Origin of the sequence: Streptomyces sp. A1136, assembly GCF_004795055.1 — a bacterium.
Taxonomy (GTDB): domain Bacteria; phylum Actinomycetota; class Actinomycetes; order Streptomycetales; family Streptomycetaceae; genus Streptomyces.
Genome location: NZ_SSBJ01000027.1, coordinates 25,746 through 40,283, shown reverse-complemented (window position 1 = coordinate 40,283; position 14,538 = coordinate 25,746). Strand labels below are relative to the sequence as shown.

General features: G+C 69.8%; 13 protein-coding genes. 5 read left to right on the top strand and 8 right to left on the bottom strand.

Going from position 1 to position 14,538, the window contains the following annotated elements:
* Positions 1-550: 550 nt before the first annotated feature.
* The 5 genes from E6R62_RS24755 to E6R62_RS24735 all read right to left on the bottom strand — a co-directional run bounded on the left by E6R62_RS24755 (position 551) and on the right by E6R62_RS24735 (position 7,103).
* The gene (locus tag E6R62_RS24755) at positions 551-1,285 is read right to left on the bottom strand and encodes an alpha/beta hydrolase (RefSeq protein WP_136215734.1); all 735 of its coding nucleotides are present in this window, start codon (positions 1,283-1,285) and stop codon (positions 551-553) included.
* A gap of 449 nt (positions 1,286-1,734) precedes the next feature.
* Positions 1,735-2,562 carry a DUF4436 family protein gene (locus E6R62_RS24750; protein ID WP_240801864.1) on the bottom strand — a complete coding sequence of 276 codons (828 nt, stop codon included), beginning with the start codon at positions 2,560-2,562 and terminating at the stop codon, positions 1,735-1,737.
* Positions 2,563-2,665: 103 nt separating this feature from the next.
* Positions 2,666-4,009: an alpha/beta fold hydrolase gene (locus E6R62_RS24745; RefSeq protein WP_240801863.1), complete on the bottom strand. Its 1,344-nt coding sequence runs from the start codon at positions 4,007-4,009 to the stop codon at positions 2,666-2,668.
* 296 nt (positions 4,010-4,305) lie between these two features.
* The gene (locus tag E6R62_RS24740; protein WP_136215731.1) at positions 4,306-5,598 is read right to left on the bottom strand and encodes an alpha/beta fold hydrolase; all 1,293 of its coding nucleotides are present in this window, start codon (positions 5,596-5,598) and stop codon (positions 4,306-4,308) included.
* A gap of 674 nt (positions 5,599-6,272) precedes the next feature.
* Entirely contained in the window at positions 6,273-7,103 is an 831-nt protein-coding gene (locus tag E6R62_RS24735) for an AraC family transcriptional regulator (RefSeq protein WP_136215730.1), read from the bottom strand.
* 94 nt (positions 7,104-7,197) lie between these two features.
* On the opposite strand from E6R62_RS24735, the gene E6R62_RS24730 reads away from it, so the two are divergent.
* Positions 7,198-7,569, top strand: a complete 372-nt coding sequence (locus E6R62_RS24730) for a cupin domain-containing protein (RefSeq protein ID WP_136215729.1) — start codon at positions 7,198-7,200, stop codon at positions 7,567-7,569.
* A gap of 84 nt (positions 7,570-7,653) precedes the next feature.
* Here the strand turns inward: E6R62_RS24730 and E6R62_RS24725 are convergent, their stop codons facing one another.
* Entirely contained in the window at positions 7,654-8,220 is a 567-nt protein-coding gene (locus tag E6R62_RS24725; protein WP_136215728.1) for a dihydrofolate reductase family protein, read from the bottom strand.
* A 174-nt stretch (positions 8,221-8,394) separates the two neighbouring features.
* On the opposite strand from E6R62_RS24725, the gene E6R62_RS24720 reads away from it, so the two are divergent.
* Positions 8,395-9,345: an SDR family NAD(P)-dependent oxidoreductase gene (locus tag E6R62_RS24720; RefSeq protein ID WP_136215727.1), complete on the top strand. Its 951-nt coding sequence runs from the start codon at positions 8,395-8,397 to the stop codon at positions 9,343-9,345.
* A gap of 374 nt (positions 9,346-9,719) precedes the next feature.
* Positions 9,720-10,853 (top strand): macrolide family glycosyltransferase, encoded by a 1,134-nt coding sequence (locus E6R62_RS24715; RefSeq protein WP_136215726.1) that lies wholly within the window; start codon positions 9,720-9,722, stop codon positions 10,851-10,853.
* A gap of 161 nt (positions 10,854-11,014) precedes the next feature.
* On the opposite strand, the gene E6R62_RS24710 is transcribed toward E6R62_RS24715, so the two are convergent.
* Positions 11,015-12,319 (bottom strand): MFS transporter, encoded by a 1,305-nt coding sequence (locus tag E6R62_RS24710; protein ID WP_276615648.1) that lies wholly within the window; start codon positions 12,317-12,319, stop codon positions 11,015-11,017.
* Between the two features lie 408 nt (positions 12,320-12,727).
* Between E6R62_RS24710 and E6R62_RS24705 the strand changes: the two genes are divergently transcribed.
* Together E6R62_RS24705 and E6R62_RS39735 are read left to right on the top strand one after the other, a co-directional pair.
* Entirely contained in the window at positions 12,728-13,165 is a 438-nt protein-coding gene (locus tag E6R62_RS24705) for a thioesterase family protein (RefSeq protein WP_136215724.1), read from the top strand.
* Between the two features lie 60 nt (positions 13,166-13,225).
* On the top strand, positions 13,226-13,393 hold the full coding sequence (locus E6R62_RS39735; protein ID WP_168714162.1) for a hypothetical protein: 168 nt from the start codon (positions 13,226-13,228) through the stop codon (positions 13,391-13,393).
* 45 nt (positions 13,394-13,438) lie between these two features.
* Here the strand turns inward: E6R62_RS39735 and E6R62_RS24700 are convergent, their stop codons facing one another.
* The gene (locus E6R62_RS24700) at positions 13,439-14,311 is read right to left on the bottom strand and encodes an enoyl-CoA hydratase/isomerase family protein (protein WP_136215723.1); all 873 of its coding nucleotides are present in this window, start codon (positions 14,309-14,311) and stop codon (positions 13,439-13,441) included.
* Positions 14,312-14,538 lie beyond the last annotated feature (227 nt).

Below are 14,538 nucleotides of genomic sequence, written 5' to 3'. Positions count from 1 at the left end.
AACCGCGGGCGCTCGCTGATCCTGTTGCGACAACCCGTCAACCGGCTTGGAGGCCCGGCACACACCGCAGAACTTCCGTGTATGCGGGGCGTGCGGGGACCTCTACGGGTTTCGTCAAGCGGTGGGTAACGTCCGCGGGGGCCGGCCTTGGGTTAGGGGAGCCCGGGTTGATCAGGAACAACAGCTCTGGTCGGGGAGAGTGGCGTTGTCGAAGCGAAGGGGTTGCCGAGGATGAGGATGGCGTGGGCCAGGGAGCGGCCGTCTGCGGAGGTGCAGGCAGCCGGGCCTGCGGCGTGCCGCAGCCTTAGGCCTGGACCGTCCGGGATTTCGCCAGCCGGCGGCCCTTCGCCCGACAGAGCGTCGGGACAGAGGTCGGGCAGCCCCCGAAGCACTGCCGCATAGAACAGTTGCCGGCTTCGGGCATGGCGGAACGGTGCCGAGTTGGCCGGGACCCGCCGCTGAGGCAACAGCGGAGCGCTGTGATGTGCCTCGACGAGGAGCACCCCGGCCAACGCGGCTTACCGTTTGCCGGCGGCCTGACGGCCGGGCCTTACTTCAGGTGCCGGGCGAAGAACTGGGCCGCGGCGTCCGCTGCGAACGGGGGGACACCGGTGTGTCCGCCCATATTCGCGTGGAGGGACTTCTCCTTCGAGCCGAAGGCATCGAACAGGTCCAAGGCCGCCTGCCGGTCGTTCCCCGCGTCGTCCCACTGCAGTAGGACGTGCAGCGGAATGGTGACCTGTCGTGCCTCCTCGAACATGGTGCGAGGCACGAAACTGCCTGCGAACAGTCCAGCGGCCACGACGCGCGGCTCGACACGGGCGAGGCGCACGCCGATGGAGATCACTCCCCCCGAGTACCCGACGGGGCCGCCGATTTCGGGCAGCGACAGGAGGGCGTCCAGGGCGGCTTGCCATTCCGGGACCGCCTTGTCGACAAGCGGGAGGACGAGCGCGTCGATGATGTCGTCGCTGACCCGCTCGCCGGCTTCCATGGCCCGGCGCATGTCGGCGCGGGCCTGCTCGGCTGCGTGCCAACGGGGCCGCTCGCCGCTTCCGGGGAGCTCGATGGTGGCCGCGGCGAAGCCATCCGCCACGGCCTGCCGGGCCCGGGCCACCAGTCGGGGGTACATCTTGCGCAGTCCGAGCGGGGGGTGGCCGAGCAGGATCAGCGGCGCCGGGGTGGATGCGGACGCGGGCGTCCACAGGATGCCGGGGATCTCGCCGAGGGTGAACTGGCGCTCGAAGACGCTGTCGTCGAGGCGCTGTTCGGAAATGAAGTGCATGGTCGTGCCTTTCGGGAGTGCGCTGGAACGGCGCTCCCGGACGACCTATCGCCCGACCATGACCCTTGAGGGGAGCACCCATGTGGATACTGCGTTCACGGGTACCACCTCCTCGTTCTCTCGCACGGCCTCAGAAAAAATAGCAGTGGTCGCGGTGGTCCGCCAAGCGGATTCCTTCTGCGGGTGCGCGGCGCCCGAAAGGCGTCCCGACCGTGTGTCGGACAGTTCGCCTCGCGGGCCGTCGTCCGGGCCTCCTCCGCGCGTACGAGAACGTCAGCCACGTCGACCGACTCGACGACACGTCCTCCACGGGCCACGACTTCATGGTGGGTCGAGCCTCGGGTTTGCGATCAGGCGGAGCATGCGCCGGACGCCGGACGCCGGACGCCGGACGCCGGACGCCGGACGCCGGACGCTTCTGCCGCGGCTGGTGATCGTCCGGACGGCTTCTACGTGACGTGCGTGTCGTCCTGTCGGAGGGCGGTGCGGACGCCGGTGAGGACCACGGCGATCAGGGACAGGGCGATGGTTGTCTCGGCCCACAGGAATGCGAACCAGTCCAACACGCAGCCGATCGGTGGTGTCCCGGGGGCCGTGTTGCGGAATGCCGCGAGGGCGAACAGCGTGGCGGCCATCCAGGCGAGGGCGGGCCATACGAGGCCTTGGCGGCGGGTCGTCAAGTACCAGGCCCCGATGAGTACGGATGCCGCCAGTGCCCACATCACGAGCATCATGAAGACCGCGAAGACGAGCAGGCTGCCCGAACGGGTTAGCCGCAGACGCATGACGGCCGCTTGGGGGGAGGAGGCGGGTGTGGCCGAGACGGAGAAGAGGGTGTCGTTGTTGGAGAAGACCATCCGCACCGGCACCTGCTTGCCGTCGAGCACTGCCCGGAATTCGATCGCGGTCTCGTAGGTGTCGAACGGGTAGTCGCTGATCGATCCCCCCACCATCGCGACCTGCACGTCCCGGGTGGTCAGCCGCTCGTGTGCTTTGAACGTCAGGTCGCCGAGGGTCGCCGCGGAGGTCTGGAGGGCGAGATCGGCGACCGGGGCGGTCCCTTGTTCGCCGAGGTCGCCGCGCGGGACGACCGTGACCCGCAGGAGCAACTCTCTGGCCGCCGCGTCGACCCGTTGGACGGTGGCAGCCACATCCACCCGGTCGGCGGCTCGGGTTCCGACCTCCTGGACCGTGTCGAGCGACTGCCGCTCGTTGAACTGCAGCCACGAGCCCACGGCCACCGCCACCACGATCAGGACCGCGATGGGAATCAGCACCGGCCAGAGGGAGGACCCGGAGCGGCGCAGGTGAGGTCGGCGAGCCGGGCGAGGTGGGTCCCGGGGTGGGGCCATCGTGACTCCGACGGGGGAGGAGGCGGGTTCATCGCCCGATCTCGAACTCGGGTGGCTTGAGACTCTTCAGGCAGCCGGTCTTGGGCGCGTCCGGCGTGTCGAAGAACGAGACGGTGATGTCCTGGGCGCACTTCGAGGTGGCGAACACCACGTGCGGCTCGTACGGAACCGTGACGACCTTGGCCTTGCTCAGCGTACGGGCGACGTAGGGTCCGTTGTCCGCTCCGGTCTGGGAGTCGAACCCGCCGGAGATGGCGAGGGTGGGGATATCGCCGCGCGTGACGTCTCGGATCGACGGCGCCGCCGCCGGGACCCGCCAAACGTCGCAGTCCGGGCGGAGGTAGGTGAGCTGCGGAGCCTCGGCCTGCACGGAGCGGGGGAAGGTCGGGAACGCTTCCCGACCGCCCTGGAGCGCTTGCTCCTGGGTCTCGTACGGTATCCACTCGCTGCAGAAGACGCCGTAGGAGAGTCCGTGCGCGACCCGTCCCATGGCGGCCGGGCTGAGCTTGCCGCCCGCCCACTGTCGGGCGATGCGCTGCGGCTTGCCGTGGGCCAACTCGTCGAGCGCGGCGGGTACCTGGGGGGCCACGTGGGTGGCGGAGGTCATCCAGTTCACCAGGGCTCCGCCGTCCAGTACGACCTTCACCGGCTTGTCGCTGCCGGGGAGTGTCACGGAGGTGGTGACCGGCTTCGCTTCGAGTTGACGGACGAGCCGGTCGAAGGTGGCCGACAGGTTCGGGTAGCGCTTGTCGCAAGCCGGCTGCTGCTCGCAGGCTTTGAACAGCCCGTCGAAGCCCTGCTTGGCGCTGCTCCAGGTCAGGGCGGAGCCGCCCTTGGACGGCGGCAGTATGCCGTCGATGCCCACGGAGCGGAGCCCCTCGGGGTGCAGGCGCATGTAGACCAACGCCAGGTGGGTGCCGTAGGAGATGCCGAAGAGGTTCCACTGCTTGATGCCCAGTGTGGCGCGCAGGTCCTCGTAGTCGGCGGTGCTCTCGGTGTCGTTGTAGGCACTGAGGTCGATTCCTCGGGCCGCGAGCTTGTCGCGGCAGGTCTTCGTGGCCTGCACGTGCAGGCGCTCGGTGGACGGAGCGCCGAAGACGAGGCCGACGGAGCGTGCGTTGAACGCGTCGATGTTGCGGCAGAGGACGTTCGGTTCGGCCGAGTACGTACCGCGCTGGGACATGAAGATCACGTCGCGGTCGCGGTTCAGACCGCCGTCGATCGCCATCTTCGCCTCTCCCACCGCGTCGTCGCCCGGTCCGCCCGCGAGCCAGACGATGGGGTCGGGCTTCGGGGTCGCCGTCGCGGCGGGGGCGATCGCGACACCGAGTTTGATCGTTTTACCGGTGGGTTTGGCGCGGTTCTCGGGCACGGTGAGCGTTCCGCAGCGGGCTCCTTTCAGCGCCTCTATCGGTTCCGGCGTCTTCGGGCAGGGGCCCGGTTCGAAGCGCGCGTCACCAACCGTCCGGGCGGTTGTGCCGATCGCCCCGCCGGTGCTTGGGCTGGGAGTGGGGCCGGGGTCGCCGTGGGACCGCGCCTGGGCCGGCGCCGCGAGGAGGCCGGTGACGAGGAGGCCGGTCGCCACGCAGGCCGACGTGGCCTGGAACCGGCGTACGGGGGCCCGTCGACGGGGTGCGCGCGTGCGATGGCGTGTCATCTGCCCTCCGGCTACTTCGGGATGATCGTGAAGGGTTCGGGCTTGAGATCGTCCACGCAACCGGTGTCGGGTCCGGTCGGGCGGGCGAGGAACGAGGCCAACACGTGTTGTGCGCAAGGCGACTGCGGGACCACCCAGTGGCCGATTCCAGGCACCAGTACGGTGGTCGAACCAGACAGGTCACGGGCTACGTCCTTCGCCCAACTCGCTCCGGTCTTCGCGTCGAACGTCCCGGAGATGACGAGCGCCGGCACCGAACTGACCGTGGCGACCCGCTGGACGGAGGAGCGGTCCGGAACGTCCCAGATCCCGCACACCGGGTATTGGAACGGGAGTTGGGGCACCTGCGCCAGGACCGTGTCCGGCCATCCGGGGAAGGCGTCGCGCCCGGCTTTCAGCACGTCGGACTCCGAGTACCCGGGCGCCCACTCGCCGCACGCCACCGAGTTGGTCAGGCCGTGTGCGAACACGCCGACCTTCTGGACCGAGCCTGCCGCGCGCGCCTGCGCGAAGCGCTGCGGGTTTCCGTGGGCGAGTTCCTCCAGCGCGGCCGGGATGTCCCTGGGGCGGGGGGTGAAGGCGACGATCAGGTTCAACAACGCGCCCCCGTCGAGGACGGTCTTGACGGGCTTGCCTCCGCCCGGCGGTGTGACGTTCAGCGTCAGGGGGTGCGCCTCCAACCTGCGCACCTGCTCGTCCAACGTGTGGGGAAGGTCCGGGTAGCGGTTCTTGCAGGCCGGCTGCGCCGCGCACGCCGCGAAGATGTTGCGGATTCCCTCGGCCGAGCTGCTCCACGTCCACGGCAGGGTGACGACCTCGGGAGGCGTGATCGAGTCGATCGCCACCGCGCGGATTCCCTCGGGGTGTCGGCGCAGGTAGGTGAGGGCCAGGTTGCTGCCGTAGGAATACCCGTAGACGTTCCACTGGGGGATGCCCAACGCCTTGCGGAGGTCGGCGAAGTCGGCCGCGTTCTCGGTGGTGTTGTAGGCGCTCAGGTCGACACCTGCGGCCGTCAGGCGACTGCGGCACGCCTTCACCGCCTTCAGCAGGAGCTGTTCCGCCTGCCGTGCGTCGTAGCCCAGACCCACGGCCTGCGCGTTGAACCGATCGATCTCCGGGCAGGCGAGGTTCGGCTGGTCGTACAGGTTGCCGCGCTGGGCCATGACGATCAGTTCGCGGTCCTTGTTCAAGCCGGAGTCGACGAGGAAGGGAATGTCGTCGATGGCATCGGCGCCGGGACCGCCCGCCATGAAGACCACCGGGTCCTTCGCGGGCTTCGCCGAGACGGCCGGAATGCGCGCCACGACCAGCTTGATCGTGCGGCCGCCGGGGCGGGACCGGTTCTCGGGGACTTGGAGGAGGCCACACCGCGCGTGACTCAGCGCTTCGATGGGCTCGGGCGGTTTCGGACAGGGGGCGGGGACGAACCGGGCCGTGTCGGCCGTGGCAGACCCCGCGGGCCGGGCAGATGGCGATGCGATGCTGCTCGGTAGGGGGCCGAATGCCGCCAGACAGACCAGGGCGGCCGCGGCAGCCGCCGCGTGGAGGTTGTGCTTCGGCATGTCTCGTTCCCCTGCCGACAGGGCGGCGGCCCTGCCGGGCCGAGCCGCAGCGGTTTGGCCGGAACGCTCGTGTTCGACGCTACCGGGCGGCGCGTACGCCCGCACGTGGAGCGGTCGCCACCAGGTGGACCGGCCGGTCCCCAGGCCGGCTCCCGGGCCTCTCCCGGCCATCTCGTGGGCCGGGAACCAGGGGGACCGACCCTGGGGGACCGACCAGTGGGCGTCCGAGGTGGTCGCGAGATCACCACCAGTCGGCGACGGATCCGACGGGGCGGTCCGGCCCGGTACAGCCTCGATGGACCTCGTCCCAGTCCCGGACGAGCCGGCCGGCACTCTGACCGGGTGGGTTCCCCGGGTTGGTTGTCGTGGCGGGAGGGGCTACGGAGGCGATGGGGTGTGAGCCTCCGACACAGGGGTCAGGGAGAAGTCGCGACAGAGCCGCTGGGAGTGCGCTTGTAACGCGCGGGTGTAGTGCCCACGTGGCGTGTGAAGTGTCGGTTCAGGTGGGCTTGGTCGTGGAATCCCACGGTTGCGGCGACCTCGGCGGGCCGGTGGCCGTCGAGTAGAAGTCGCCGTGCCCGATCGATGCGCTTGCCGATGAGGTAGCTGTGTGGCGGCAGGCCGTATGTCTGCTTGAAGCAGCGGATCAGGTGTGTGGGGTGGGCATGCAAGATGGCGGCGGCCTCGCGCAGGGACAGGCCGGCGTATATCCGTGAGTCCAGTAGTTCCCGCAGCTCGGCGGCGAGCCGGTTTGCCTCGTGCCCCGGTGTGCGGGGCTGGAGCGCGTCGAGGTGGGAGTGCAGCCGTTCACGGATGAACGAGAGGCGGGATTCGGCTTCGAAGCCGTCTCCGGTAGGGGCGAGAGTGGCGTGCAGTTGGTGGATCCGATGGCGCAGCAGCCCGTCGTTGATGACTGGGGCGTCGGCCGCACGACCGGCCCAACGCTGCGGGAGTACGGAGTCGTCGAGGTAGAGGTTGCGCTTGCGGAAGCCGGATGCTGTGACGGTCCGACCGTCGTGGGGGACGCCGGGTGGCAGCAGGAGGACGCCGGCGGTGCCGCTCGCCGCGTGGCGGCGGCGGTCGAGTGCGAAGTCGACCGAGCCGTCGTCGAGGATCATCAGGTCCCACGTGTCGTGGGTGTGGGTCGGGTACACGTGGTCGGTGAAGTGTGCGTGGAAGACCTCGGCGATCCCTGGGACTGACGGCCTCCAGGCGCTGATGGACGTGCGGGGTTGGTCTCCGGTCATGCCAGGAACGTACAAGAACGGCGAAGTGCGAGCGCGGCAGGCTTGTGACGCGGGCCGGAGGGCCTGAGTTGACCACCTTGAGGAATGATGCCGTATGTCCAACTCTGCTGTTCCCGTCAACATCGCCGACAAGCTGTCGCAGTTCGGCGAGTTGTGGTCGCAGAAGAAAGTGGCTGTGCTCAACGACTACGAGGTCAAGCTGGCCAAACTGAAGGGGGAATTCGTCTGGCACACTCACGAGGACACCGATGAACTGTTCCTGGTCATCAGCGGGCGGCTCACGATCCGGCTCAGGGATGCCGATGTGGTCTTGGAGCCCGGCGAGTTGTTCGTGGTACCCCTCGGGGTCGAGCACTGCCCCGTGGCAGACGAGGAGACCGCGATCCTGTTGTTCGAACCGGCGGGAACGATCAACACCGGTGGCGCAGGGGGGCCGATGACCAAGGCGGCCGAGATCCTCTGCTGACACGCGGGGTGTGGCGTCAGGCCACGGCCTTGAGGGGCGTCCGCGCCGGCGGATGCCCCAACCCGGCGAACCTACGCGGTCACGTCACCGGCGCGTCACGCGGTAGCGGAGGTGTACGACACCCGAGCTGAAGGTGTGGGTCTCGACGAGTGCGAGATCCACCCGCCGCTCGTGCCGGGGGAAGAACGGGATGCCACCGCCGACCAGCACCGGATAGATCCTGGGACGGTACTCGTCGATCAGGCCCGCCGCGGCCGCCTCGGCGGCGAGAGTCGCGCCGCCGATCGCGACGTCACCGTCTCCCGGCTCCGCTCGCAACCGCTCGATCTCCTCGGTCAGGCCGCCGGACGCCAGGCGCGCATTGCCCTGGACCGCCGACAGCGTGGTGGAGAACACCACCTTGGGGAGCAGTTTCCAGATCGCGGCGAATTCGAGCGTCGAGAAGCCGAGCGATGGATCCTGTTCGGCGGTCTCCCAGTACAGCATCGTCTCGTACAGCCGTCGTCCCAGCAGGTGGACGCCGACCCCTCGCACCTCGTCGGTGGCGAAGCGGAAGACCTCCTCGTCCGGAGCCGTCCAGTCGAAGCCGCCGTCCGGCCCGACGATGTAGCCGTCCAGTGAGACGCCCATCGAATAGGTCACGTCGCGCATCAGAAGTCCTCCTTGGTGACGGGTTCGACAGTACGACCGTCGATGCCCCCAGCGGGCCGTTCCTCGCGGTGTCGGTGATCTGTGGACGATGTGTCGGTGGCCGTTGGAAGCATGGGTGCCGGGTCGCCCATTAGGGCGGCCGTACGGCCTTCACCAGCAGGGGAGCCCTTCGCCATGCGGTCCACGTCCTCCACTCCGCCCTGGGATGTCCACCGGCTGCCGCGTGCCGATGGCGGCGTCTTCCTGGTCACCGGCGGCAACGCCGGCATCGGGTACTTCGTCGCTGAGCAGTTGTCGGCAACCGGGGCCGCCGTGGTTCTGGGCAGCCGAAGTCCCGCGAAGGCCGAGGCCGCGATGGCCTCGATCCGTGCGCGTGTCGCAGGTGCCCGCGTGCGGGCCGTGCGGATGGACCTCGCCGACCTGTCGTCGCTCGAAACGACGGTGGAAGCACTGGGAGTGGAACGCCTCGACGCGGTGGTCCTCAACGCCGGCGTCGCGCTCGACCACCCACCGCGTAGGGCCACCGCGGACGGTCACGAGCTCATGTTCGGTACGAACCACCTGGGGCACTTCGCGTTGACCCAGCGGCTCATGCCGCTGCTGTCGGCCGCGCCCACGGCCCGCATCGTGACCATGGGCAGCTTCGCGGCCAAGTCCGAGCGGCTCGACCTGGACGACCTGCAGTCCCGGAAGGACTACCGGCCCAAGCGCACCTACGGACGCTCCAAGCTGGCGCAGATGTACTTCGGCGTCGAACTCGACCGACGACTGCGCGTCGCGGGCAGCAGGGTGGTCAGCGTGGTGGCCCATCCGGGCGGCGCGCTGGACTCTCTCACCCCGTCACGACCGCCACTGCATGTGCGAACGCCCGGCGCACGGCTGAAAGCGGCACCCGCGGCCCTCGTCGTACAAGGCAAGGACGCCGGCGCGTGGCCCGCTGTACGGGCCGTGCTCGACCCGGCTGTGCGAGGAGGCTCGCTGTGGGGACCGAGCTTCTTCGGCCTGCGCGGCGAGCCGCGGGGCGAACCGGTGTGGAGCCACCTCGCCGACACCTCGATCGCGGCCCGGTTGTGGGTGGCAAGCTGTGGTCTGACCGGCCTCGACCTCGATGCCGTTCTCGCCTAGCGCCCGCCACCTGCCCGTCGCGGATGTGCTCAACGCGGCCGACCACGGCACTTCGCCCAGGGCCGGTGCCGGTGTGCATCCATTCGGCCCTGTCCGGTGGGAACGCGCGTGACAGACCTGCGTGGGCGTCGCTTGGAAGGGTTGTGTTGATCTTCAGGGGGGCGCCCCGGTAAGCGGAATTCGCCCGAGTTCACGCAGCGGTGAAATCCCGCGGGCGGCGGTGTCCTCGCGCCGGGGCGTGCCGTTGGGGGAGGCACGGTATCGATCTTGGGCGGCGGCCGCGCCGCACCGTGGAAGCTGGAGTGGTGTTCATGCTGGGTGTTCCTGCCGTGGGTTCGCAGCGAGTGCGTCATGTGGCCGTGTTCAATGTGCCGATGGCCGGGCATGTGATCCCGACCCTCGCTGTCGTGCGTGAGCTGGTGAGCCGCGGTCACCGGGTGAGTTACGCGGTGACCGCGGAGTTCGCCGACGACGTACGGGCGGTGGGGGCGAATCCTGTTCTCTACGAGGCGCCCGAGTCGGGTGAGGCACCCGAGGACATGGTCGTGGGAGTGACCCAGGCGGTCGTCGTCAACGTCGCCGCACTGCCTCAGCTGGAGGCGGCATTCGGTACCGATGTGCCCGACGTGGTGCTGTCGGACGTGTACGCGTGGGCGGGTCCGCTGCTCGCGGCCCGCTGGGGGGTGCCCGCCGTTCAGCTGGCTCCGACGCACATCCCCTACGACGGTGCGGTGCGGGAGTTCTTCGGACTTGAGGACATCGCTCAGATCCCCGGATTCCCGGAGCTCGCCGGCGCGCTGGAGGAGTTCGGTGTGTCGGGAGGGGTCCACGCGCTGACCTTGGCTCCGCCGAGGACGGTCGCGTTCTTCCCCCGGTCGTTCCAACGGCGTCCGGAGACGGTGAAGGCCGGCGAGGCGTGGTGGGTGGGGCCGGCGATCTGTGACCGGGCCTTCCAGGGGCGCTGGCAGCGGCCGGAGGACGGCAAGCCCGTGCTGTACGTATCGCTGGGCTCCCAGTTCAACCGGCGCCCGGAGTTCTACCGGTCGTGCATGGAGGCTTTCGAGGGCTCGGGGTGGCACGTGGTGATGAGCGTGGGCGTCGAGCCGGCCGCGGCTGGAATCGGCCCGGTGGCAGACGGGTTCGAGGTGCACGCGAGCGTGCCGCAGCTCGATGTACTCGCCGCCGCATCGGTGTTCGTCACGCACGGTGGCATGGGTAGCCTGATGGAGGCGTTCTCGCTCGGGGTGCCTGTCGTCGTCGTGCCGCAGATGGCCGAGCAGCGGGTCAACGCCGGACAGGTCGAAGCGCTGGGCGTCGGCCGCCACTTGCCGCGGGAACGGGCCACGGCCGAGGCGCTGCGGGAAGCGGTACGTACGCTCGTGGACGACCGGAGGGTAGCCTCTGCGGTCGCGCGGCTGCGGCAGGAGATCAGCGCGGCCGGCGGTGCGGCAGCCGCGGCTGACGTGGTCGAGAAAATCCTGGCGGATACACCGGGCTTCGCCGCCTGAAACAGAACCCTCCGAGAGGATTTCGCCGACCCGGGGCGCCCGCGCCGCCCGCGATGGGCGCCCCGGGCAACGGGGGACGCCCTTGGCGGCGGGAGCCGGCGGCCGTGACCCGGCATCCGGCGCGGCGTCGACAGGGCCGCATGCCGCTTCGCCGGCGGGGCTCAGTTCGTCGCCTCCGACCGCGCGGGCACGGCCGAGCCGTGGACGCCGGAAGACGCTCGGCCGGCGGAGCGGGCGTAGGGGCCGGTCGCGGTTGCGGTGAGGAGCCCGAGTACGGCGGTGGCCGCACTGCCCCAAAGGACAGCGGTGAGACCGTCCGTGAACAGGACCGGGTCCAGGGTCGAGCCGTGCCGGGCGAACAGTACGCCGGACGCGGCGACCCCGATCAGGGCTCCGATCTCCCTCACTGAGCTGTTGATTCCCGACACGGCGGCCACACACCGGCCGGGCACGCTCGCAACAAGGGCCTCCGGGGCGGCGGTGAAAAAGAGTGCCATCCCCGTCCCCCCGGCGACCAGGCCGGGTAGCTGCATGGCGTACGTGGTGTGCGCAGTGAGCACCGTCGCGAACCAGGCCGAGCTCGCCCCGGTCAGCAGGAAGCCGGCCACGAGCACGGGGCGCGCACCCGTACGCGCCATCGTCAGCCCCGCCGCCGGGGCCACCATCAGGGGCATGGCCGTCCACGGAAGGATCCTGAGTCCCGCCTCCCACGGACTGTAGCCCTGGACCGCCTGGGGGAACTGGGCCAGCCAGAACACCGTCCCGAAGACGGCGGCGTGCATCAGGAACCCGCAGGCGTGCACTGCCAGGACACCTTTACGGGCACGCAGCCGCCGGACCGCCGCTCGTCTCGCTCCGGCCGGGCGGGGCCCGGCGGCTGCCAGGTCCGCGGCAGCGCCTACGGGCGGCTCCCGTAGGGAGACCCGCGCCGCGACGGCCAGGAGACAACCCAGGGGCACGTTGACCCAGAACACGTACGGCCATCCGCCCCACTGCACGACGGCGCCTCCCACCAAGGGGCCGACCGCAACAGCCAGCCCGCCCAAGGCCCCCCACACGCCCAGCAGTTCGGGCCGACGGCCTGCGGGGACGGCAGCCGTGACGAGGGTGAGGCTCAAGGGCAGGATCGCCGCAGCGCCCACTCCCTGCACCATGCGGGCGAGGACCAGATGGCCTGCGGTACCCGAGCAGGCGGCAGCCGCGGAACCCGCGGTGAAGACCACGAGCGCGGCGGTGAACAGACGCAACTGCCCTGAGCGCCGGACCGACCGGGTGACCAGCGGAGGCAGGACGGCGACGGGTAGGAGGTAGGCGTTGACGAACCAACCGGCCGCCGCCGCGTCGGCGTCCCGGCCCAGATCGGAGCGGATCGCGGTGAGCGCGGTAAGCAGCACGAGGTGATCGAGTCCGCAAAGGAACACGGCTGAACCTGTGACCGCGCACGCCGACCAGGCCGAACGCCCCATTGCCCCTACACCTCCATCCGTCAACCGGCCTCTGACGACGAAGAGGTGTAACGCCGCCGGGCCGACGTCTCCGCTCGAACTCGATGGCTCGGACACGCCGGGCGGCGCGGGCCTTCGGCGTTCGCCGGCGGGTGACGATCGCCAAACGATCAGCGACCGTCCAGGACACGCCCCGGATGGCCTCCCATCCGGGGGCGGCTGGGTGCCGGGGTCTTCGCACCTCCGAACAGGCGGGCCGCACATTCACCATTCCTGGTGAAGGTCCCGCCCGGCAGCGTGAGGCGGGAGGGGGAAGGGTCCCCGTGCTCTGGTAGACAAGATCGCCAACGGCTTCTCGCAGCCCCCCTCATACCTTGCTGTTGACCGTCTCCAACCCTTCGTGGGACCGATCCGGGGAGCAGGACACCAATGGAATCTTTCACGACCCGTCGGCGCATCAGGATGAGCGACGCCGACGTCTACGGGAACGTGCACAACCTGTCGATGATCCGGTATGCCGAGGACACCGCGGTCGAGTTGGCGTGGGCCCTTCAGGAGGAGCACGGTGTCCGGAGCTATTGGGGTGTGGCGGACCTACAGGCGAGTTTCACCATGCCGCTGCCCTGGACGACTGCCGAGGTCGTACTGTCCCTGCAAGCCGAGAAGGTCGGCCGGGCCAGCCTGACGCTCCTCACCCGGATCACCTCCGAACACGGCACGCATGCCACGGTCCGATCGCGCGTCATCCGCTTCGACTCCACCGGCAACCGCGCGGCCATCACCCCGGAAGAACGGGCTCAGTACTCCCGGTACCTCACCCCCGACGGACAGTCCGCAGGAAAGATCCTGGCGCAATCCCGGACCTGACGTGGCCCGCGGAGGCCCGGCCCCGAGCCTGTCCTCGTCCTATGCCGAGAGGCCCGCGTGGTGAGGCTGTTCACGGCGGGCGCCCAGAAGTCGAGCACGGGTACGAGGCCGACCTCGTCGATGCCCTGCGCGCCGACGCGCAGGGCGTGGATCGACGCCCTCACCCTCGACGCCGACCATCCGTTGCCCGGCGGAACCGTCCGCTACGCCGCACCGTTCGGCAGCTGACCCACCCCGCGGTGCGGGGCGTCTCACTCGTCCCGCACCGCGGCCTTACTGCCTCGGTGTCCGACCGGATCGCGCTGAGCGGTCAACCGCGTACTCCGCCACGGCCTTGCCGAGGTCGCGTTCGATCTCTCCCATACGCTGGAGACCGCGCTCGGTCAGGTAGCCCAGGCGCTCGCGGGTTTCCGGCAGGTTGATCAGGCCCTGAAACGTGACGGCATCGGAGCGGATGTGTGCGGGCTCCGCCAGCGTGAGGTCGTTGATTGCCCGCTTGGCGGCCTGGACCCCTTCGGGTGGGAAGCCGGCCACGCGCTTGGCCAGGCGCTCGACGAAGCCGTCCAAGTCGGCGTCGGGCAAGGCGCGATTGATCCAGCCGTAGTGTTCGGCGAGGTCGGCGTCGAAATCGTCCGCGCCGGCGATGGCTTCGATGGCGCGGGCACGGCCGAGTCGCCGGGTCAGGTGCTGGATGCCGCCGGCGCCGGGCAGGGCGCCGGTCCCGGACTCGAACTGGCCGAAGACCGCGTTCTCGCGCGAAGCGAAGATCATGTCGCAGGCCAGGGCGAGTTCGTTGCCGCCACCGCGGGCACGGCCACGCACTTTGGCGATGGTGATCACTGGGACGCGCGCCAGCCGGTGCAAGAACATGCCGAGTGAGGCATCCCCGGGACCGCCCGCCTTGGCCGCCTCCGCGGTGTACTGCGGGACCGCGGTGAGATCCACGTGTGCCGAGAAGTAGAGCGGCGAGGCGCTGTCGATGACGACGACGCGCACGTCACCGGGGTCGTTGTGGAGCGTGTCCACGAGGGAGACCAGGTCACGGACCAGATCGACACCGAGGAGGTTGAGGGGGCCGGCGTCGAGGGTGGCGGACAGGACGCCATCTTCGAGTCGAGTCCGGATCGAGGAGTAGGCGAAGGTCATTTGCGACTCCGGTGAGTGGGGGAACGCAGCAACCGACTGGGTGGCCACAGATTGGCGCCGACACCTACGCTGACGTCATCACCCGCCGGTGGGAGAACAACCGACCGAGGTCGGCCGGCTGCCGTAGGCGGAGCGGACGTCCGCATTGGCTGTCGAGAGCTACGCGCCTCCACAGCCGGCTCGGACGGGGCGCCGTGCAGCGAGACCCGGCGGGCGCGGGTGAGTCC